Origin of the sequence: Microbacterium sp. EF45047 (assembly GCF_028472845.1) — a bacterium.
In the GTDB taxonomy this organism is placed as follows: Bacteria; Actinomycetota; Actinomycetes; order Actinomycetales; family Microbacteriaceae; genus Microbacterium; species Microbacterium neungamense.
In genome coordinates this window covers 1,938,896-1,958,436 of the sequence record NZ_CP069429.1, presented here as the reverse complement: position 1 = coordinate 1,958,436, position 19,541 = coordinate 1,938,896, and the positions used below count along the sequence as shown (strand labels likewise).

The 19,541-nt window shown below is 70.6% G+C and carries 17 protein-coding genes, 1 tRNA gene and 2 pseudogenes; 11 read left to right on the top strand and 9 right to left on the bottom strand.

All coding sequences use genetic code 11. The features are described from left to right. Positions 1 to 72 precede the first annotated feature (72 nt). Both JRG78_RS09505 and JRG78_RS09500 read left to right on the top strand, forming a co-directional pair. A complete protein-coding gene (locus JRG78_RS09505) occupies positions 73 to 3,789 on the top strand; it encodes an AAA family ATPase (RefSeq protein WP_259606441.1) in 3,717 nt (1,238 codons plus the stop codon). Further along, on the top strand, positions 3,782 to 4,030 hold the full coding sequence (locus JRG78_RS09500) for a hypothetical protein (RefSeq protein WP_259606440.1): 249 nt from the start codon (positions 3,782 to 3,784) through the stop codon (positions 4,028 to 4,030). The genes JRG78_RS09505 and JRG78_RS09500 overlap by 8 nt, the downstream gene beginning before the upstream one ends. A gap of 60 nt (positions 4,031 to 4,090) precedes the next feature. Here JRG78_RS09500 and mscL read toward each other — a convergent pair whose 3' ends face one another. The 3 genes from mscL to JRG78_RS09485 are packed head-to-tail and all read right to left on the bottom strand — an operon-like array spanning position 4,091 to position 5,386. After that, on the bottom strand, positions 4,091 to 4,471 hold the full coding sequence (gene mscL / locus JRG78_RS09495; RefSeq protein ID WP_259606439.1) for a large conductance mechanosensitive channel protein MscL: 381 nt from the start codon (positions 4,469 to 4,471) through the stop codon (positions 4,091 to 4,093). A 30-nt stretch (positions 4,472 to 4,501) separates the two neighbouring features. Then, entirely contained in the window at positions 4,502 to 4,774 is a 273-nt protein-coding gene (locus tag JRG78_RS09490) for an FmdB family zinc ribbon protein (protein WP_259606438.1), read from the bottom strand. Between the two features lie 15 nt (positions 4,775 to 4,789). After that, positions 4,790 to 5,386 carry a 5-formyltetrahydrofolate cyclo-ligase gene (locus tag JRG78_RS09485; RefSeq protein WP_259606437.1) on the bottom strand — a complete coding sequence of 199 codons (597 nt, stop codon included), beginning with the start codon at positions 5,384 to 5,386 and terminating at the stop codon, positions 4,790 to 4,792. Between the two features lie 59 nt (positions 5,387 to 5,445). Here JRG78_RS09485 and galU point away from each other — a divergent pair, with 59 nt between their 5' ends. The 4 genes from galU (at position 5,446) to JRG78_RS09465 (ending at position 8,080) form a co-directional block, all read left to right on the top strand. Beyond that, positions 5,446 to 6,333, top strand: a complete 888-nt coding sequence (galU, locus tag JRG78_RS09480) for a UTP--glucose-1-phosphate uridylyltransferase GalU (RefSeq protein ID WP_259606436.1) — start codon at positions 5,446 to 5,448, stop codon at positions 6,331 to 6,333. 19 nt (positions 6,334 to 6,352) lie between these two features. Next, on the top strand, positions 6,353 to 6,988 hold the full coding sequence (locus JRG78_RS09475; protein ID WP_259606435.1) for a GNAT family N-acetyltransferase: 636 nt from the start codon (positions 6,353 to 6,355) through the stop codon (positions 6,986 to 6,988). Between the two features lie 111 nt (positions 6,989 to 7,099). Continuing rightward, positions 7,100 to 7,978, top strand: coding sequence for a hypothetical protein (locus JRG78_RS09470; RefSeq protein WP_259606434.1), 879 nt, complete (start codon positions 7,100 to 7,102; stop codon positions 7,976 to 7,978). A 26-nt stretch (positions 7,979 to 8,004) separates the two neighbouring features. Then, a tRNA-Ala gene (locus JRG78_RS09465) sits at positions 8,005 to 8,080 on the top strand. Between the two features lie 211 nt (positions 8,081 to 8,291). Here JRG78_RS09465 and JRG78_RS12765 read toward each other — a convergent pair. From JRG78_RS12765 to JRG78_RS12760, 5 genes and pseudogenes are all read right to left on the bottom strand, one after another. Then, positions 8,292 to 8,909: pseudogene (locus JRG78_RS12765) on the bottom strand (helix-turn-helix domain-containing protein); the annotation flags it as partial. Between the two features lie 344 nt (positions 8,910 to 9,253). Continuing rightward, positions 9,254 to 10,650, bottom strand: a protein-coding gene (locus JRG78_RS09455; RefSeq protein WP_370428832.1) for an IS3 family transposase whose coding sequence is annotated in 2 segments (ribosomal slippage) — positions 9,254 to 10,314 and positions 10,314 to 10,650 — 1,398 coding nt in all. Because the reading frame shifts where the segments join, the coding sequence is not laid out codon by codon here. 442 nt (positions 10,651 to 11,092) lie between these two features. Further along, positions 11,093 to 11,668: a CatB-related O-acetyltransferase gene (locus JRG78_RS09450; protein ID WP_259606433.1), complete on the bottom strand. Its 576-nt coding sequence runs from the start codon at positions 11,666 to 11,668 to the stop codon at positions 11,093 to 11,095. A 65-nt stretch (positions 11,669 to 11,733) separates the two neighbouring features. Next, the gene (gene galE, locus JRG78_RS09445; RefSeq protein ID WP_259606432.1) at positions 11,734 to 12,759 is read right to left on the bottom strand and encodes a UDP-glucose 4-epimerase GalE; all 1,026 of its coding nucleotides are present in this window, start codon (positions 12,757 to 12,759) and stop codon (positions 11,734 to 11,736) included. A 45-nt stretch (positions 12,760 to 12,804) separates the two neighbouring features. Next, positions 12,805 to 13,669 (bottom strand): annotated as a pseudogene (locus JRG78_RS12760) (IS5 family transposase). A gap of 155 nt (positions 13,670 to 13,824) precedes the next feature. On the opposite strand from JRG78_RS12760, the gene JRG78_RS09430 reads away from it, so the two are divergent. The 5 genes from JRG78_RS09430 (at position 13,825) to JRG78_RS09410 (ending at position 17,923) form a co-directional block, all read left to right on the top strand. Then, positions 13,825 to 14,766 (top strand): ABC transporter ATP-binding protein, encoded by a 942-nt coding sequence (locus tag JRG78_RS09430; protein ID WP_259606430.1) that lies wholly within the window; start codon positions 13,825 to 13,827, stop codon positions 14,764 to 14,766. After that, positions 14,766 to 15,530, top strand: coding sequence for an ABC transporter permease (locus tag JRG78_RS09425; RefSeq protein ID WP_259606429.1), 765 nt, complete (start codon positions 14,766 to 14,768; stop codon positions 15,528 to 15,530). The genes JRG78_RS09430 and JRG78_RS09425 overlap by 1 nt, the downstream gene beginning before the upstream one ends. Positions 15,531 to 15,598: 68 nt before the next feature. Further along, a complete protein-coding gene (locus tag JRG78_RS09420; protein ID WP_259606428.1) occupies positions 15,599 to 16,708 on the top strand; it encodes a sensor histidine kinase in 1,110 nt (369 codons plus the stop codon). Further along, positions 16,702 to 17,310, top strand: coding sequence for a response regulator transcription factor (locus tag JRG78_RS09415; protein ID WP_259606427.1), 609 nt, complete (start codon positions 16,702 to 16,704; stop codon positions 17,308 to 17,310). Before JRG78_RS09420 ends, JRG78_RS09415 begins: the two co-directional genes overlap by 7 nt. Positions 17,311 to 17,464: 154 nt before the next feature. Then, positions 17,465 to 17,923, top strand: a complete 459-nt coding sequence (locus tag JRG78_RS09410) for a glycosyltransferase (RefSeq protein WP_259606426.1) — start codon at positions 17,465 to 17,467, stop codon at positions 17,921 to 17,923. Here the strand turns inward: JRG78_RS09410 and JRG78_RS09405 are convergent. Next, the gene (locus tag JRG78_RS09405; RefSeq protein WP_239541894.1) at positions 17,831 to 19,099 is read right to left on the bottom strand and encodes an IS110 family transposase; all 1,269 of its coding nucleotides are present in this window, start codon (positions 19,097 to 19,099) and stop codon (positions 17,831 to 17,833) included. The genes JRG78_RS09410 and JRG78_RS09405 overlap by 93 nt on opposite strands. Positions 19,100 to 19,541: the final 442 nt, after the last annotated feature.

Here is a 19,541-nt window from a genome sequence, read left to right as displayed (position 1 = left end):
GAACGTCCGGGAATTCGGCCCGATCCGGCGGGGATACCGCACGGACCGGCGTGTCGCGCCTAGGCTTTCCGTGTGTGGCGACGAGAGGCGAAGTCTGCGGAGAGCGCAGGAACGGATGCCGCGGTGACCCTCGGTGAGCTCAGCGACTCATCGACCGGCGTCGGCATCGCCCACGCCGCCGAGGCGGAGCGCACCCGCCGCCGCGCCGAGGCGGCCGATCTCGGCGGACCCTCCCCGCTGGTGACCTACCGGGACACGCCCGAGGCCGGGATCGACATCTCCAAGGCCCATCCCGGGAGCCTGCCGCAGTTCATCACCGGACGCTCCACCCTGCTCTCCAACCTGTTCCGCGACGAGGTCGGGCTGCGCACCGCGCGCATGGCCGCCGAGCGCATCACCGCCCGCAACACCGAGCTGCGCACGGTCCGCGGCATCGACGCGGTGCGCCTGGCCGTCGGTCTCGCCCGCTGGCGGCTCGGCGGCGCCGAGTTCTCCGCCCCGGTGCTGCTGCGCCCGCTCGCGATCCGCCGGCACCACGCCGATTTCGAACTGAAGCTGCAGGGCGCCTTCGAGGTCAACCCGGAGCTCGTGCGGGTGGCGCGCGAGCACTTCGGCCTCAGCCTCGACCCGGTCGGCCTCGCCGCCCTCGCCTACGACGGCGGCATCTTCAAACCGCAGCCGGTGATCGATCAGCTGCGCGCGCTCACCCAGTCCATCGACACCTTCGCCGTGCAGCCGCGCCTGGTGGTGTCCACCTTCGCCGACGTCGCCGCTCCGATGGTGCGCGACCTGGCCTCCCTCGACCATCCCGTGCTGAACGCCCTCGCCGGGCACCGCGCCGACCGCGAGCAGGTCACCGCCCCGCGCCCGGAGCCGGAGATCGTCGGGCCGGACGAGCGGGCACCGGCATCCGACAACCTGCTCCTGGATGCGGATGCCGAGCAGGAGCAGGTGCTGGCGCGGATCGCGGCCGGCCACTCGCTCGTCGTCTCCACGCTCCCCGGCACCGGCGGCACGCAGACCGTGATCAACGCGCTCGGTGCGGCGGTCCGCGCCGGCCGCCGGGTGCTCGTCGTCTCAGCCCGCCGCTCCACACTCGACGGCGTCCGGCACCGGCTCGCGGGCATCGGCCTGGACGGCCTGGCCGTCTCGCCGGCGAACCTGCGCCGCGACCTCATCCGCGCGATCGGACGCTGCGAGAAGGCGACGCAGCCCAAGGTGGCCGAGGTGGACGATGCGCTGGTGCGGCTGCGCGCCGTGCTGCGCGACTACCGCACCGCGCTCACCTCACCGGTGGGGCGCACCGGCGCCTCCGTCCTGGACGCCACCCGGCACCTCACCCGGCTCGCCTCCCTGCCCGTCCCGCCGTCCACGACGGCACGGCTGAGCATGGACGCGCTGGAGCGCCTGGCATCCGACCGGGGACCGGCCGCCGAGGCGCTCACCACGGCCGCGCGGCTCGGCGAGTTCCGCTTCGGCCCCGACGACTCGCCCTGGTACGGCGTCAGCTTCGAGACCACCGAGGCGGCGCGGGCGGCGCACGCCCTCGCCGGGCGGCTGCACGCCAGCGCCGTGCCGTCTCTGCTGGAACGCGGCTACGAGCTCATCGCGCAGACCAGCATGCGCCCGTTCTCCACGGTCGAGGAGCTGGGGGAGTACCTGCGCCTGCTGCAGGGCATCCGCGACTCCCTCGACCGGTTCAGCCCCACCGTCTTCGAGCGCCCCCTCGGCGAGCTCATCCAGGCGCACGGCTCCCGCCGGGACGCCCCCGGCATGTCGGCGGCGAACCGCCGGCGCCTGAAGCGGCTGGCCCGCGAATACGTCCGCCCCGGCGCGCACGTCAGCGAGATGCACGAGGCGCTGCTGCGCATCCAGCAGCAGCGCACGCAGTGGCAGCGCTACGTCGAGGCGGGCGTCGCCCCGCAGGTGCCGCTGGGACTGGCGGACGTCGCGGTGGCGTGGCAGCGCGTGAACGCCGAGCTCTCGGAGCTGGACGCCGCGCTCGGCCGCCGGGAGCCGCTGGCCTCGCTGCCCGTGGCCCGGCTGCTGCGGACGCTGTCCGGCCTGGCCGCGAAATCGGACGTCTTCGACAACCTGGTGGAGCGCACCCGCATCCGCGACTCGCTCGCCGAGCTCGGCCTGGGGCCGCTGCTGGCGGACCTCTCGATCCGGCACGTCCCCGAGGACCGCGTGGCTGACGAGCTCGAGTTCGCCTGGTGGCAGTCGCTGCTGGAGCGCGCCCTGCAGGACGACCGGGCGCTGCTCGGCGCGAACACCGCCGTCGTGGACCGGCTCGAACGCGACTTCCGGCTCGTGGACGAGGCGCACACCGGGCTCGCCGGCCCTCTGCTGGCGTGGAACCTGGCCAGCCAGTGGCGGATCGCGATCGTCGACGAGCCCGAGGAGGCGCGGCACCTGCGCTCGGCGCTGAAGACCGGGGAGGCGACGCCCGCCGAGATCGCGGCAGTCGCCCCGACGCTGATGCGGGTGCTCGCGCCGGTGTGGATCGCGTCCCCGTACGAGGTGCCGGCGATCCCGGAATCCGTCGAGTTCGACCTGGTGCTGCTGGTCGACGCGGCCGCGATCAACCTCACCGAGGCGGCGCCGGCCATCCGCCGCGCGCGGCAGGTGGTCGCCTTCGGCGACCCGGTCACGCAGAAGCCGACCCCGTTCCAGCTGGCGACCGACCCTGCGTCGGAGTGGGAGCCGGAGGTGCCGTTCGACGACGTGTCGGTGTTCGAGCGGCTCGCCGAGCTGTTCCCGGTGATGACCCTCACCCGCAGCTACCGCGCCGGCGGCGAGGATCTCGCGGAGCTCATCAACGACGCGTTCTATGGCGGGGAGATCGTGTCGCTGCCGTGGGCGGGCTCGTACCTCGGCCGCGGCAGCCTCACCGTCGACTACGTCGAGGGCGGGGTGGGCACGCCCGACCCGGTCACCGGTGCGGTGGAGAGTCCCGACGCGGAGGTCGCCCGCGTGGTGACGCTCGTCGTCGAGCACGCGGTGCACCGGCCGACCGAGTCGCTGATGGTGGTCACCGCCAGCCGGCGGCACGCCGAGCGCGTGCGGGCCGCAGTCACCAGCGCGTTCGCGGGCCGGTCCGACGTGGCCGACTTCGTCGGTCGCGACTCCGCGGAGCCGTTCGCGGTGCTGACCCTCGAGGAGTCCGTCGCGGAGAGCCGCGACCGGGTGATCTTCTCGCTGGGCTACGGTCTCACCAAGCACGGCCGCGTGCTCAGCGACTTCGGCGACCTGTCCCAGCCCGACGGAGAGCGCCTGCTCACGGTCGGCATGACGCGCGCCCGCCGGTCGATGGTGATCGTGTCGTGCATCCGCCCCTCCGCCTTCGACGAGGGCCGCCTCGAGCATGGCGCCGCCACGCTGATGTCGATTCTCGGCGGGCTCGCCGCCCGCGGGCGCGACGCGCGGCTGGAGGACCTCGCCGACCCGCTCACGCTCGCGCTCGCCCGCGAGCTGCGCCGCCTGGGCGCCTCGGTGGACGTCGACTACCGCGGGCTGCTGCCGCTGGTCGCCCAGCACGCCGGCCGGGCCGTGGTGATCGAATCCGACCCGGAGTCCCGCGGCGAATCGCTGCGCGAGAGCCTGCGCCTGCGCCCCCAGGTGCTGCGCCGGCTCGGCTGGCACTACGTGCGGGTGCACGCCTTCGACCTGTACAGCGACCCGGCCTCGGTCGCCACCCGCATCGCCTCGGTGCTCGGCATCCAGGAGGACGCGGTCCGCGCCGAGCACGACACCGAGCCGATCGACCTTGGGGACGCGGATGCCTGAGAGCCGCCGCCAGCGGATCGAGCGCGTTCCGGGCGCGCGCCGCGCCCGGCTGACCCCGGCCCCCGGCACGGACCCGGACCCCGAGTCGCGGCCGGGCTCCGAAGCGGTGTCCGACGCGGCGCCGGATCCTGCCGCGCCGGATGCGGCCCCGCCGCGGGTCGCCCGTTCGCGCACCGGCGCCGCCCCGGCATCCGGGCCCAACGACGAGCGGATGCTCCGCGAGGTCCCGCCGCACTACTGAGCCGGCGGACACGACGACGCCCCCGGCGGCGGAGGGCGGCCGGGGGCGTCGGTGACCGGATCAGCGGGCAGCGCTCCTGCGCAGCTCGTCGCGGATCTCGATCAGCAGCTCCTGCTCGGTCGGGAGGGTCTCCTCCTCGACGGCCGGGTTCTTCGCCGCCTGGCGCTCACGGTACTTGTTCATCGGCATGACGAACACGAGGTACACGATGAGAGCGACGGCGAGGAAGTTGATGACCGCCCCGATGATCGCGCCGATGCCGATGACGCCCAGCTTCACGTTGCTGAGGTCCTCGGCGTTGAACAGCAGCCCGATGATCGGGTTGATCAGGTTGTCGACGATCGCGGTGACGATGGCCGAGAACGCGGCGCCGATGACGACCGCGACGGCCAGGTCGATCACGTTGCCCTGGGCGATGAATTCCTTGAATCCCTTGAGCATGGGTCCTCCCCTATTCAGAGACGGGCGACCTCAGGCCGAGGCCGCGGCCTTCGCGGGCGCCGGTGCGGCGCTCGACGAAGAATCCGTCTTCGATGATGCCGGGGAGGCAGCCTTCGCACCAGCATCGCCGCGCGAGTCGGTGCGGTAGAAGCCGGAGCCGTTGAACGTCACGCCGACGGAGCCGTACTGCTTGCGCAGCCGGCCGCCGCATTCGGGGCACAGCGTGAGCGCGTCGTCGGTGAAGCTCTGCACGGCGTCGAACCGGTGGTCGCAGGCCGTGCAGGCGTAGGCGTAGGTGGGCATGCGCAATCTCCGTTGTCAGTGCCGCTCCGGGGAGAGCACGATGGTCTGCGTCGGCGTGACGATGCCGTCGACCGGCTGGTCGTGCACCTCGCGCGGCAGGGTGTCGAGTACCTCGGAATCATAGATCACCGCGTACACCGGGGGGCACTTCTGCATCGAGCCGATGGTCTTGTCGAAGTAGCCGCGGCCCCAGCCCAGGCGTGTTCCGGTGCGGTCCACCGCCGCGGCGGGGATGATCATGAGGTCCACATCGTCCACCGCGATGGGGCCGAGGACCTCCCCGGTCGGCTCGGGCAGACCGAACATCCCCTCCGCGACGTCGTCCGGGTCGTCGGCGACGGCCCAGTCCAGCAGGCCGTCGGTCCGCGTGATCGGGAGCAGGACACGGATGCCGCGTCGCACCGCGTTCCGCACGAACTCGCGGGTCCCCGGCTCGGAGGTCGTGGACAGGAAGCAGGACACCGAGCGCGCTCCGAGGCGGTCGACCAGCTCGTCCAGCTGCCGGGCGATACCCGCCTCGGCGCTCTCGCGCTGCGCGGGCGAGAGCAGCTGGCGGCGTTCCCGCAGCTCGGCGCGCAGTGCCCGCTTCTGCTGCTCCGGCTCGGTCGGCATCCTCCGATCATACGCGGCGCGGGGCGGGCGCCGAGCGGGCCACCGGTAAGCTGACGGGCATGGCGAAGAAGAGAATGAAGGCGGTCATCCCCGCGGCGGGACTGGGGACCCGGTTCCTCCCGGCGACGAAGGCGATGCCGAAGGAGATGCTGCCCGTCGTCGACAAGCCGGCGATCCAGTACGTCGTCGAAGAGGCGGCCTCCGCCGGGATCGACGACATCCTGGTGATCATCGGCCGCAACAAGAACGCCATCTCGAACCACTTCGACTCCGTGCCCGAGCTCGAGGTCAAGCTGATGGAGAAAGGCGACACCGGCCGCCTGGAGCGGGTGATGAAGTCGAGCGACCTCGCCGACATCCACTTCGTCCGCCAGGGCGAGCCGAAGGGGCTCGGCCACGCCGTGCTGCGCGCCCGCACCCACGTCGGCGACAGCTCCTTCGCCGTGCTGCTGGGCGACGACCTCATCGACGAGCGCGACCCGCTGCTGACGAAGATGATCGAGGAGCACGAGCGCACCGGCGCCGCCGTCATCGCCCTGATGGAGGTCGAACCCTCGATGATCCACATGTACGGCGCCGCCGCGGTGGAGACCACCGACGACGCCGACGTCGTCCGCGTCACCGACCTGGTCGAGAAGCCCGCGCGGGAGGACGCGCCGTCCAACCTCGCCGTCATCGGCCGGTACGTGCTGCCCGCCAGCGTGTTCGAGATCCTGGAGCGGACCGAGCCCGGCAAGGGCGGGGAGATCCAGCTCACCGACGCCCTGCAGGAGCTCGCCACCGCCGAGGGCGGGCCGGGCGTCGTCGGCGTGGTGTTCCGCGGACGCCGCTACGACACCGGCGACCGGGTCGACTACATCAAGGCGATCGTGCAGCTCGCCGCCGACCGGGACGACCTCGGCGCGGACCTTCGTCCGTGGCTGAAGGAGTTCGCGGAACGTCTCTGAACGGGAGGGCGGTCAGGTCATGCAGCTCGATGCGCTGGCCCCGCTGCAGCACGGGCCGGTGGCGCTCCGCCTCGTCCGCGCCCGCGACGCGAGGCCGCTGCAGAACGAGCTGCTGACCAACCGCCGCTGGCTGCAGCCCTGGGAGGCCACGCTGCCGGGCGCGGCCACGTCCTTCGACATGCGTCTCAGCATCCGCCGCCTGCTGCAGCAGCACCGCGACGGAGGCGGGTACCCGTTCGTGATGGAGTACGACGGCGAGATCGCCGGCCAGCTCAACATCTGGGGCGTGGCCCGCGGCTCGCTGTGCTCCGCCACGATCGGGTACTGGGTGAGCGAGCGGTTCGCCGGCCGGGGCATCACCCCGACGGCCGTCGCGCTCGCCACCGACGCCAGCTTCACCCAGTACGGGCTGCACCGGATCGAGATCTGCATCCGCCCGGAGAACAGCGCCAGCCTGCGGGTGGTGCAGAAGCTCGGCTTCCGCTACGAGGGACTGCGCCGCCGCTACATCCACATCGACGGCGACTGGCGCGACCACTACGCCTTCGCGCTCATCCGCGAGGAGGTGCCCGACGGGGTGCTGCAGCGCTGGCTGGAGGGGATGGCGCCGGAGGACGCCGCGAGCATCCCGCCGGGCGACCGGCTGCCCGGCTGAGCGTCCACAGCCCGTGCGGGTTCCGCTGGTCGCGGCGACACGCCGGTGCACGCCACGACACGCGCCCGCCGTGCCGGGCGCGTCCGCCCGTCGTCGCCTACCGTGGGGGACATGGATGGGCCGGTGCTGAGTGGCGGCGTGATCGTCGTCGTCGCCGTGCTGCTGTGGGCTCTCTATCTGATGCCCAGCTGGCGCGGCCGTCATCAGTACTACGCCGCGGAGCGCAACGCCGTGCGGCTGAACCAGGCGCTCCGGGTGCTCGCGGAGACGAGCGAGACGCCCGCCGAGGTCCGCCTCGAGTTGAACATGCGCACCGCGCTCGCGCAGCAGCGGCTCGCCAAGCGCGTGCAGGCCGAGAAGGCGAACGCCGAGCTGGAGCGCCTGCGCGAGGAGCTGGCGGCGACGCGTCGCGATCCGCTCGTGCGGCAGGCGCGGGCGCGCCGGCGAGTGCGCCTGAGCGCCACCGTCGCGGGCCTGGCCGGAGCGGTGCTGGCCGGTCTCGGCGTCTGGCAGTTCGCGGTCTCCGGCGGGTGGGTGCTGCTCGCGATCGGAGCCGTGCTGCTCGTCGCGGGAGTCGCCGTGCTCCTGCAGATGTCGCGGGTCGCCCGCCGCAGCGCGCGTCGCGCGGCCGCGCCGGTGATGACGGATGCCGCGGCTCCGCGCGTCTCGCCCCCGCTGCACGACCAGGGACCGGCATCGTGGACGCCGCGCCCGCTGCCGCAGCCCATGGTCTCGGTGGCCGGATCCCGCGCGCAGGCCGCGCGGGCGCAGCAGCAGGCGCAGGAGGACCGCCGTCAGGCGGCCCGGCTGGCAGAGCTGCGCCGCCGCGCGGAGGAGCTCGCGCCGCCGGCTCCCGTTCGTCTTCCGGCCGCCGCCGAGACGGCGACGACGGATGCCGGCGACTCGCCGTACGCGCGGATGGGCTTCGTCGACGACGCCGAGATCGAGGCGCACGTCCGCCGGCTGCTGGCGCGACGCGCGGCGGGCTGAGCGCATGGTAATGTAGCTGAGTCCACGGGCCCATGGCGCAGTTGGTAGCGCGTCTCGTTCGCAATGAGAAGGTCGGGGGTTCGAATCCCCCTGGGTCCACCACAAGAGGCTTACTGCAATCGGCATCTTCGTAAATGCCGTTCGGTACCTCACTCCAGAGATGTTTTAGTTCCGCCAAGCCGCCCCCCGGGGCGGCTTTCGGCGTTTCCGGCCCTGTGTGGCGTGCTGCGGCGGCCTGGGTGGCGTGGCGGGCGGTGTCGGGGCCTGCGCCGCCTGTGCGGGCGTTCCAGCCGTGCTCGGCAGCGAGGAGCGTCTTCCCTTGGCTGTCGCGGGTGAGGTCGACCATCCCGGTCAGCTCCTTCGGCCCCCGTCGGCGCGGGTCGACGTGATGCCAGACGTGCTCGTCGACGCCGAGGCTGGTGACATTCTCGAACCGGGACTCGTCCGCCGCGAGCTTGACCAGTTCGGGTTCGACGGCCCGCCACACCGTCTTCCACGACGTCCCGAGCTGCCGGGCGAGTCCTTGGATGGTGGCGTGCTCGCGACGCAGCTGCCCGATCGCCCACGCGACGGCGCGCTTCGTGATCGACCCGCGCGGCGCGACCAGCGACGGGACCTGTTCCACGAACGTCTTCCGCGGACAGCCGGACTCGCCGCACCGCCACATCCGCTGCCGCCACACCACCCTCACCCGCGTCACACCCGGCACGTCATGCAGCACCCGAAGGCGCCGACCACGGCTCGTCACGAGCACGCCGCACCCCGGGCAGCCCGTCGGGGACGCCGGAGTCGAAACGGTCACCACAAGAAGTCCGTCGCGACGCTCGACGTGCTCGACATGGACACCGTCGAGGCCGAGAAGCAGGTCGCAGCGGGCACACGGACAGTCGGCGGGGCGCGCGTCAGCGCACCCCGAAGTAGGGTGAAGCACGTCGAGGTCCTCGGTCGGAATCAGAGAGTTAGCGCTTCTGATCCTCGGGGACCTCGACCCCTACCGCCGAATCACCGCCCGGCCACCCTCACCCCACCGGATGTCCGAAGAGCCGAAAGTGGGCTTGATCCGCTTCATCCGCAGCAGATCGCGCGGGCGACAGGTCGTGCCGTCGGGAGCGTAGCCCGGGACGTGGTGCGGTGGGCGCAGGCGGGATGTCATCCCACGGCCGATCACTTCAGGCTCCTTCGGCGGCACGGCCTCGAGCACGCGTTCCCCTCACGAGAGACAGTCGACGATCTCGAGAGGAGCGGAAAGTGTCAAGGCGGGTGAGACAGATTCCGTCAGGCGGTCTGTATGAGGGCCTCCTGTGAGGGCTGGTTGATCCAGGCGGCCTCGGGCAGCTTGGGCGCCTGGGGTCGGCGGTGGCCGAAGCGCTCGGGACGGGCGGCGTAGGCCGCGTCCAGGGTGGCCTGGCGCTGGGCGCGGACCTGCCCGGCGGTGCCGAAGTGGACGCTGGCGGGGGTGTGCAGCCCGATCCCGCAGTGGCGGTGCTCGTGGTTGTAGTAGGCGAAGAACTGCTCGGCGAACGCGCCGGCGTCGGCCAGGGACCCGAAGCGCTCGGGGAAGACCGGGGCGTACTTCAGCGTCTTGAACGCCGCCTCGCTGTAAGGGTTGTCGTTCGACACGTGCGGGCGGGAGTGCGACCTGGCCACCCCGAGGTCGACGAGCAGCTGAGCGACCGGTTTGGAGGTCATCGAGGTCCCGCGGTCGGCGTGGATCGCCTCCGGCACGCCATGGATGCCCATGGCGTGCTCGAGCAGGTTCTTGGCGATCTCGGCGTCCTCGCGGGCCGCGATGGTCCAGCCCACGACGAACCTGGAGAAGATGTCGAGCACGACGTACAGGTCGTAGTACACGCCCCGCTCCGGCCCCTTGAGCTTTGTGATGTCCCAACTCCACACCTGCCCCGGCGCCGTCGCGACGAGCTCGGGCCGGGTCCGGGGCGGGTGGCTCGCCTGCCGGCGCCGTTCCCCGGCCATGTCGTGCTCGCGCAGGATCCGGTGCATCGTGGACATCGAGCACAGGTAGGTGCCCTCGTCCAGCAGCGTGGCCCAGACCTGGGCGACCGACTTGTCCGCGAACCGCTGGCTGGTCAACACGGCCAGCACGTGGGCCCGCTCGGCGGCGGACAGCTTGTTCGCCGGTGCCGGCCGCGGTGTCCGTGGACGTGGCGGTGGCGGGTTCTTGGCCCGGTAGTGACTGGCGCGGGAGCGACCCAGCAGCGCGCACGCAGCCGCGGTGCCGACGTGCTCGGCCAGCCCGTCGACGGCCGGGTTGATCACCGCGGCGACCGCGGCGGCTTGTCCGCGCTCTCGGAGAGCGTCTCCAAGAGCGCGTGTGCTTTTCCCATCAGGTCCAGCGCCGCCCTGGTCTTGGCCAGCTCGGCCTCGGCCTTCTCCGCCCGGGCCCGTAGCGCCTGCAGCTCCCGCTCGCGCCGGTCCCGCGGCTTGCTGCCCAGCCCGGACAGCGAGCCGGCGGCCGCGGCCTTGCGCCACTCGATGATGTGGGAGGTGTACAGGCCCTCCCGGCGCAGGATCTCCCCACGCCCAGAGCGGTCCGCGGCGTCGTACTCGGCCAGGATCGCCGCTTTGAACTCGGCGGTGAACGTCCGCCTCTTGGGCCGGTCAGCACGAGGAGCCATAGCCCCATCATCGGTGCCGACGTCAGCAACCGTCATCGTCATCTCAGTATTGGTCCGTTCTCGCCCCGTGCAGTGCGAAGGTCAGCAGTGCTGGTGTCTCACCCCATCCTGACGCACAGGGGAGCGCCGACGCAGTTCGTGGGGCGGGGCGTGTCGATCGCACGGAGCTGGCTCTGATGCTGATCCTCCAGGGGCGCACCCCGCGCGAGATTCGCCGCTCGCTCAAGCGCTACCTCGCCCGTCAGATCTACAGGCAACTCAACGCCACGATCACACCTGCGGCGGCTGCTTGACATACATAGGAGATTCAACGGGCGGCTCGAACACCTCCGCGGCTCCGCCCTCGGCTTCCGCAACCTCACCCACTACATCGCTCGGTCGCTGCTCGAAGCCGGAGGGTTCAGACCCGCGCTACACCCTCGTTCGTGAAGAGCCCCTTTAGCGACGTGCGTGGCAGGTGTTAACGCGCGAGGTGGAACTACTGGACTGGGTAATGGGCTACCGCGCGCAGCCGCTCGATCGCAGATCGGATGTCGTCCGTGCGGAAAACATCAATGTTGCTGCGGAGGGTTTCTACCGGTAGCTCCCACCATCTGAGCTCCTCCAAGTCAGCGATGACGTCGTCGCTGAATCGCATCCGCAGCTTGCGTGCGGGTGCGCCCGCGACCACGCTGTAGGGCTCGACATCGGGACACACGATGACCGTATCGATCACCGCACCATTACCGATCGAGACTCCGGGCATGACAATCGCCTGCGTGCCGATCCAAACGTCATGCCCGATGGCGACGCGATCCACCTGCTGGCTACGGGGATCGCGCGAGATGCCCAGTTCGGGTACGTAGGGGAATGCATGGGTGGTGAGGTGTGTCATCGGATGCGAGATCGCGCCGATGGTGACGTCCCATGAGACCGAGCCGAATGATCCCAGATCCGCAAAAGCGATCTTGGAGAAGCGCCCGATCGATGTGAAGGTGCCAACGCTGCAGGATCGCAGGCTGGCGTGATGCGCAACACGGGCGTGCAGTGCAAGTCTCGAATCGTCGAGGGTCACCGACCGCCAACTTACGATCGCTCCGGCCCGTCGGGCGCGAGCGATGTGCTTTAGATTATTGAGCATTATGCGGTCATCGACTTGCTCGATGAGGTGCGCTTCTGCTCCCAATTCCAAGCGTCCGCGCATGCGTCGGCAATCCCGAGCCGGGCCTTCCAGCCCATCACGCGTTCCGCCTTTGACGGATCGGCGTACGACACCGCGACGTCTCCCGGCCGTCGTTCGCAGAACACGTAGGGTACCTCCACCCCCGTAACCTTCTCGAACGTGCGGATGAGCTGCAGAACGCTTACAGGCTCGCCCGTGCCGAGATTGAACACCTCGTAACCGGGACGCGCAGTCTCTAGGGCCTTGACGTGCCCCCAGGCGAGATCTTGAACATGGATAAAGTCACGAACTCCCGTACCATCGACGGTGTCGTAATCGCTCCCGAAGACTTGCACCGCTTCGCGACGTCCTGCCGCAGCATCGACGACAATAGGCATGAGATTTGTAGGGGCGAGGCGAGGGCTCTCGCCGATCAGGCCGGATGGGTGCGCTCCGACGGGATTGAAGTAGCGGAGACTCACAGCCCTGAGCGAGGCGTGAGCGGCTGCAGCATCCGCAATGATCTCTTCGATCATGCGCTTGGTCTTGCCGTAGGGATTAGCGAGCGCGAGGGACGTCGGGGTCTCTTCGGTGACGGGCAACTTCTCCGGGAAGCCGTAGACAGTGGCGGAGCTCGAGAAGATCATCGTGTCAATCGCCGTGGCGGCCATCGCCTTAAGCACTGCGATCGCCGAGCTAATGTTCACGTCGTAGTAGCGAACCGGATCGGCCGTCGACTCCGCGACGGCTTTGAGACCCGCGAGGTGGATGACCGCGTCAATGGGCGCGTGAGCTTCGATGAAGGCTTGCACCGCCGCCGCTGACCTGCAATCAACCTGTTCGAACGGCACCGGCCGGCTGATGATCGACTCGACTCGCGCGACGACGTCTGCGTGGGCGTTCGAGAGGTCATCGATGATGAGTGGCTCGTGCCCGGCCTCAGCAAGTGCGATCGCGGTGTGAGCACCGATGAAGCCGGCGCCGCCGGTAAGAAGCACGCGCATGTCTCGAGCCTACCGGTGGTCGATGCGGTGAACTAGGCCGTGTTGCTAAATCCATTGCAAGGCGGCGGAGAGGCAGATCCCTGCCGCGTATGACCGGGCGGTCTTGTCGTAGCGGGAAGCGAGTCCGCGCCACTGCTTCACGAAGTTGAAGCACCGCTCGACGACGTTGCGGCCCTTGTAGCGCTCCCGTTGCTCATCGCCGAAGTCGATCGGACGGCCCGGCCGCTTGCGGCGGTGCGCGATCTGGTCGTCGCGTTCGGGGATCGTGGCCTTGACGCCGCGCTCGCGCAGCCAGGCCCGGTTCTTCTTCGACGGGTAGCCCTTGTCCGCGAGCACCCGGTCCGGTCTCGTGCGCGCGGGCCCTCGGCCGGGGATGTGGATCTCGTCGAGTACGCAGGTGAACATGCTCGTGTCTGCGACCTGCCCGCCAGTGAGGACGAACACCAGCGCCCGGGCCTTCCCGTCGCAGACGAGATGGATCTTCGTCGTCAAACCACCCCGTGACCGGCCGATCGCGTGGTCAGGAGGCTCTGGCCCGGACTTCTTGTAGTTCGACGGATCCCCCTGTGACCCGGGGCAAGGTCGCGCCATGCTGATGGACACGCGCGATCGAGGAATCCACCGACACGACCCAGTCGATCTCACCCTGAAGCGACGCCCGCTTCTGCACGTGGGTGAGCAGGTCCTCCCAGACGCCGTCGCTCGCCCACCGGCGGAAGTTCTTGTAGATCGTGTTCCAGCTCCCGAACCGGTCGGGCAGGTCTCGCCACGCCGATCCCGTGCGGAACCGCCACGCGGTCGCCTCGACCACCGTGCGCCGATCCACCGGAGGACGGCCCCGTGTCCTCACCGGCGGGAACACGTCCCGGATCAGCTCCCAGACCTCGTCCGTGATGACATCTCGCGACACGCCTCAAGGATCACCCGAAGGCTCCACACCCGCCGTCGGGCGAGGGTGCTGGGATCGCTTCATCTGCGCGGCCCGACGGGGCGTGACAGTTGTCATGCCTAACTCGTGACGGGCGCGGATCGTGCGCGCGCGGAGCGTTCGGCGAGTGTGGAGGCATGGACACACGGGATGCCGCCGCGGTCGCGCTGCGCGGCGTGGTGAAGCAGTTCGGAACGGGACCGGGCGCCGTCCGCGCGGTCGACGGGATCGACCTCGAGATCGGCCGAGGCGAGATCGTGGCGTTGCTCGGGCCCAACGGTGCCGGGAAGACGACGACGCTCGACATGGTGCTGGGCCTGACGAATCCCACCGACGGCGACGTCGCGGTCTTCGGCCAGGCGCCGCGCCGGGCGGTGCGCGCCGGCCGGGTGTCCGCCGTGCTGCAGACCGGCGGACTGCTGCGCGACCTCACCGTGCGCGAGACCATCACCCTCATCGCCTCGACCTTCGCCGATCCGCTCTCCGTCGACGAGGTGATCGCGCGGGCGGGTCTCGAGGGCATTGCGCGCAGACGAGTATCGAAGTGCTCGGGAGGAGAGCAGCAGCGGCTGCGGTTCGCGCTCGCGCTGCTGCCCGATCCGGATCTGCTCATCCTCGACGAGCCGACGGCCGGCATGGACGTGCGCGCTCGCCGGGAGTTCTGGGACACGATGCGCGCGGATGCCAGAAGTGGGCGCACCGTGATCTTCGCGACGCACTACCTCGAGGAGGCCGACGCGTTCGCGCAGCGGATCGTGATGGTCGCCGGCGGCCGGGTGGTCGCCGACGGCACGACCGCGGAGATCCGCGCGACCGCGACGGGCCGACGGGTGTCTGCCTACGTCGATGCCGGATCGCAGCAGGCGGCGCTCGAGCGGCTGCGGGAGCTCGGGGAGGTCGAGGTCGACGCCGGGCGGCTGCTCGTGCGGACCGCCGACTCCGACGCGGTCGCGCGCGTGCTGTTGAACGAGCTCGGCGCGCGCGACCTCGAGATCGCCACGGGCAGCCTCGACGATGCGTTCGAGGCGCTCACGGCAGGTGCCGCTCCGGCGGCCGCGGCACCGATGGGAGCGGCGTGATGAACCTCACGTACTTCGGCATCGAGCTGCGGCGCATCGTGCGCGACGTCGTGACGATGTTCTTCGTCGCGGTTCTGCCCGCGCTCCTCTACGTCATCTTCGGCGCGAGCCAGTCGTACGGCGAGAACAGCGTCGGCAACGGCAACGTCGCGTTCTACGTCATGATCGGCATGGCGGCGTATGGCGCCGTGACGGCCACGGTCGGCGTCGGCGGCACGGCTGCGGTCGAGCAGATGCAGGGATGGGGTCGGCAGCTCGCGCTCACACCGATGAGCGATGCCGAGCGGGTGGTGACGCGCGCGGCGGTCGGGTTCGTCGTCGCGATCGTTCCCGTGGCGCTCATCTACGCGCTGGGCGCCATGACCGGCGCCGAGGCGGATCCGCACGTGTGGGCGATCAGCGCGCTCGTCGTGCTGCTCGGATCCGCCGTGTTCTCGTTCTTCGGGCTGCTCGCCGGCCTCCTGTTCCGCAGCGAGGCCGCGGTGAGCGCGGCGAGCGGATCGCTCGTGATCTTCGCCTTCCTCGGCAACCTCTACTTCCCGCTTACCGGTGCACTGCTCGACATCGCGCGCTTCACCCCGCTCTACGGCTACGTCGCGCTCGCGCGGTACCCGCTGACCGACGGATGGACGGTGCGCCAGAGCCCGGCGGACGACTCGGTGCAGGAGGCGCTGTGGGTGCCGGCGCTCAACCTGGGCGTGTGGGCCGCGATCTTCATCGTCGCCACGATGCTCGTCGCCCGGCGCGGCCGGTCCCGCCAGTGACGGATCCGCTCGCGACGGGTCCCGCGCGGATGCTGGGCCCCGCACCCGCGCCTGTCAGCATGGAGGGCATGGCGCAGGCGAGACGAGCGGATGTGGGCCCCTGGGCCCGCTTCTCGTGGACCCTCGGCGTCGTCTGGGTCGTCTGCATGTTCTTCCCCATCGCGTCGGCGCTCGAGTCCGGGGCCGCCCCGGCCGCGCGGACGACGGCGGTCGTGCTGCTCGTCATCTTCGGCGTGCTGTACGTCGCGACGTTCGTGTGGCTGACGATGTCGGCGTCCTGGGAGCAGGCCGCCCGGCGGGGCCTGCCGGCGCTCGCCGTCATGACGGTGCTCATGCTCATCGCGACCGCCCTTGTCGGCGTCGGCGCGCTCGGGGCGGCGCCGTTCCTCGTGGCCATTGCGATGTTCTCCGGCCCCCGCACGGGGTCGCTCGCGCTCGCGGTCGCGATCTCCGTGGCGCTCGTCATCGCGCTCGCGGCGAGCGGACAGCTGGGCGACCACTGGGGGCTCCTGCTGCCGACGGCGTTCGTGCTCGTCACGTGCGCGATCGTGCGGATCATCGACGGCGCACAGGACGACCACAACGAGCTCGAACGGCAGCTCGCCGTCGTCGCCGAGCGGGAGCGCGTCGCCCGCGACGTACACGACACGCTCGGGCACTGCCTGACGCTCCTGACGGTAAAGGCCGAGCTCGCCGAGCGGCTGGTGGACCGGGATCCCGACGCGGCGAAGGCGGAGCTCGCGCAGATCCGCAGCCTCACGCGCGAGGCGCTCGCCGAGGTGCGTGCGACCGTCGCAGGGCTGCGCGTGGCGCGGCTCGGCGACGAGCTCGAGAGCGCCAGGCGCGCGCTCGCGGACGCCGGCGTCGAGGCGGACGTGCCCGCCGATCCGGAGGTCGTCGATCCGCGGCACCGCATCGTCGTGGCATGGGCGCTGCGCGAGGCGGTGACGAACGTCGTGCGGCACGCGCGGGCGCGGCGCTGCGTCGTGCGCCTCGCGTCGGCCGGGATCGTCGTGGAGGACGACGGGATCGGCACGCCCGCGGACGTCGCGGCGACCGGCCTGCGCGGCATCCGGGAGCGCGCGGCGACGGCGGGCGCCAGGCTCACGGTCGGGCCCGCGCGAGAGCTCGCGGCCGGTGGAGATCGCCCCGGCACGCGCGTGGAGGTGACATGGTGATCCGGCTGCTGCTCGCCGACGATCAGGCGCTCGTGCGCGGCGCGCTCGCCGCGCTACTGAGCCTCGAGCCCGACCTCGAGGTCGTCGCGCAGGTCGATCGGGGTGACGTCGTCGTCGACGCGGCGCGGGCATCGGGGGCGGATGTCTGTCTGCTCGACGTCGAGATGCCGGGCGCCGACGGCATCGAGGCCGCCGCCGCGCTGCGCCGCGAGCTGCCCGGCGTGCGCTCGCTCATCGTGACGACGTTCGGCCGACCCGGCTACGTGCGCCGCGCGCTCGAGGCGGGTGCGGCCGGGTTCGTCGTGAAGGACACCCCAGCGGGCGAGCTCGCCGACGTCGTGCGGCGCGTGCAGGCGGGGGAGCGGATCGTCGATCCGGCACTCGCGACCGAGTCGCTCATCGGAGGTGCGAACCCGCTCGGTGAGCGGGAGCGCGAGATCCTCCGGCACTGCCTCGACGGCCAGCCCGTCGCCGCGATCGCCGAGCGTGTGCATCTCTCGCCCGGCACGGTGCGCAACTACCTCAGCGCCGCGATCGCGAAGACGGGCGCCTCCGGCCGCGTCGCCGCCGCCCGCATCGCCCAGGAGCGCGGCTGGCTCTGAGGCGGTTCACCGGGTCGGTTGCCGGGCACGCCCGCTTGCGGTGGTCGCTTCATCTTCGCGGCGCGCCGCTTCGTTCAGCAACCGATGGCTGCGGCCGGGTCGTGCGGCAACCGAGGGGCGCGGCCGGGTCGGTTGCGGGGAGGGGCCGCTCGGCGTGATCGACTCGGTCACCTATGAGGAGGCGAACACCTCGATCCCGAACTTCATCCGTCAGCGCAGCCGCTGGATCAAGGGCTACATGCAGACCTCGCTCGTGCACGCTCGCAACCCGATGGTGCTCATCCGCCAGGCCGGGCTCATCCCGTTTCTCGCGTTCGCGCTGCTGATCGCGGGCACGCCGCTGACGTTCCTCGGGGTGATCCCGTCGTACGCCGCGACGATTGCCGATCACGGGCTCGCCCGTCACGCCGAACAGCTCCGAGTGGATCGAGACGGGGTTGACGTCGCTCGAGGGCACGCCGCTCAACGCGGAGGAGCGGATGGCGGCCGTGCTGGCCATCACGTGCCCCTATGTCCTCTGTCAAGCGGCGAGGGCGGGTTGGGCTGGTCGCGGTTGGTAGAGGGTGCCGTCGCGGAGCATGGCGTAGAGGACGTCGGAGCGGCGTCGAGCTAGGGCGATGAGGGCCTGGTTGTGGCGTTTGCCTTGGGCGATCTTGCGGTCGTAGTAGGCGCGTGATTCGGGGTCTCGGAGTGCGGCGAACGCGGAGAGGAACATGGTCCGTTTCAGGATCTTGTTCCCGCGCCGGGAGGGATGCTCGCCGCGGATCGAGGTGCCGGATCGTCGGGTCACGGGTGCGAGGCCGGCGTAGGCGGCGAGGTGCCCGGCAGTGGCGAAGGTCTTGGTGGTGACTTCGGTGAGGAGCCGGGCTGCGGTCCTGACGCCGACTCCGGGCATGCTCGTCAGGACCGGTTGAAGAGGGTGAGCGTCGACGATCTTCTCGACCTCGATGGCGATCTCATCACGCTGCCGTCGCAACGCCTGGAGCTGCTCTGCGAGCCTGGGGAGCACCAGCGCGGCGGCGTCGGTGCCGGTCACCACGACGGTCTGCTCGCCGAGCGCGGTCATGATCTCTGCCGCCCAGACACGACCTTTGCGGGGCGCGTTCTTCAGCAGCCGGTTCCCTAGCCGCTTCTCACCCGCAGTCTTCATCGCCGCCGGCGACGGGTAGCGCTGCAGCAGGTCCAGGATCGCGGGGTGATCCAGCCGCGGCCCGAGCACGCGTTCCAGCGCCGGGTGGATTTGGGTGAGCAGACCCCTGATCCGGTTGGAGACCTGGACGATCTGACCGGCGAGGTCGTCGTCGAACCCGCAGAGCATGCTCAGCTCCGCGACCTTCTCGTCGGCGACCTGGATCGACCGGAGCGTGTGCGGCATGGTGCGGGCCGTTTCGGCGATGATCGCCGCGTCTCTCGCGTCGGTCTTCGCCTCACCGGGATGCAGATCCGCGATGCGCCGCATCGCCAACCCCGGCAGGTAACCAACGAGAGCACCTGCGGCTTGCGCGACCGCGACCGGGAGTGCACCGATCGTCGCGGGTTGATCTACGACCAGCAGCACCACGCCATGCGAGGCGAGCTGGTCGATCACCGCCCGCAATTGGCGCTCGTCGTTCGGGAGTGCTCGGTCGAATAGTCGCTTGGCTTCCCGGTCGAGCGCGACCGCGTGATGCTCGCCCTTGCCGACGTCGAGCCCAACGAACACGTCGACCTCGTCGTATCTGTCGATGCTGGTGACCACTTCGTCCTCCGCTTCACTCGTGACGGCGTCCGCGGCGGCGCGTCTCGGCATCCACGTTACGAACGGCCTCGAGCATGCTCGGGTCCAGCCCCTATCAGCGATCACACACCGCCAACCAGGCCCGGTGACAACACCCCCCGGATCATCGAGGACAGGGGGCAGCAATCATGCCGGGCCCAGCAGGCCGTCACCGCCCAGCATGGCCGCCGAACGGGTCACGAAGAAAGTAACGGGGGGAAACGGCTGCACCTGTTGTGTACAATTCAACAGTTCACACAACGGGGAATGGACGCTATCGTGCAGAGCACGTCTGACGATCGGGCGGACGATCCGATCGCCGGGGGGCACGCAGGCAGCCGATCACGAGTGAGCTCGTGACCGCATCCCGTGCGCAGCACACGATCACGATCAGCGTTCTTCATGTCTACGGGGAATAGGTCAGAAGAACCATGTCTCGATCGTTCGATCGGCCCATCAACTCACCATGCGCACA

What these genes read in the sequence shown, in the direction of transcription:
- galE (WP_259606432.1), bottom strand. Translation starts at nt 12,759, where the DNA reads ATGCGCGTGCTTCTTACCGGCGGCGCCGGCTTCATCGGTGCTCACACC.
- JRG78_RS09405 (WP_239541894.1), bottom strand. Translation starts at nt 19,099, where the DNA reads ATGCCGAGACGCGCCGCCGCGGACGCCGTCACGAGTGAAGCGGAGGAC.
- mscL (WP_259606439.1), bottom strand. Translation starts at nt 4,471, where the DNA reads ATGCTCAAGGGATTCAAGGAATTCATCGCCCAGGGCAACGTGATCGAC.
- JRG78_RS09485 (WP_259606437.1), bottom strand. Translation starts at nt 5,386, where the DNA reads ATGCCGACCGAGCCGGAGCAGCAGAAGCGGGCACTGCGCGCCGAGCTG.
- JRG78_RS09430 (WP_259606430.1), top strand. Translation starts at nt 13,825, where the DNA reads ATGGACACACGGGATGCCGCCGCGGTCGCGCTGCGCGGCGTGGTGAAG.
- JRG78_RS09425 (WP_259606429.1), top strand. Translation starts at nt 14,766, where the DNA reads ATGAACCTCACGTACTTCGGCATCGAGCTGCGGCGCATCGTGCGCGAC.
- JRG78_RS09475 (WP_259606435.1), top strand. Translation starts at nt 6,353, where the DNA reads ATGCAGCTCGATGCGCTGGCCCCGCTGCAGCACGGGCCGGTGGCGCTC.
- JRG78_RS09500 (WP_259606440.1), top strand. Translation starts at nt 3,782, where the DNA reads ATGCCTGAGAGCCGCCGCCAGCGGATCGAGCGCGTTCCGGGCGCGCGC.
- JRG78_RS09490 (WP_259606438.1), bottom strand. Translation starts at nt 4,774, where the DNA reads ATGCCCACCTACGCCTACGCCTGCACGGCCTGCGACCACCGGTTCGAC.
- galU (WP_259606436.1), top strand. Translation starts at nt 5,446, where the DNA reads ATGGCGAAGAAGAGAATGAAGGCGGTCATCCCCGCGGCGGGACTGGGG.
- JRG78_RS09470 (WP_259606434.1), top strand. Translation starts at nt 7,100, where the DNA reads ATGGATGGGCCGGTGCTGAGTGGCGGCGTGATCGTCGTCGTCGCCGTG.
- JRG78_RS09415 (WP_259606427.1), top strand. Translation starts at nt 16,702, where the DNA reads ATGGTGATCCGGCTGCTGCTCGCCGACGATCAGGCGCTCGTGCGCGGC.
- JRG78_RS09420 (WP_259606428.1), top strand. Translation starts at nt 15,599, where the DNA reads ATGGCGCAGGCGAGACGAGCGGATGTGGGCCCCTGGGCCCGCTTCTCG.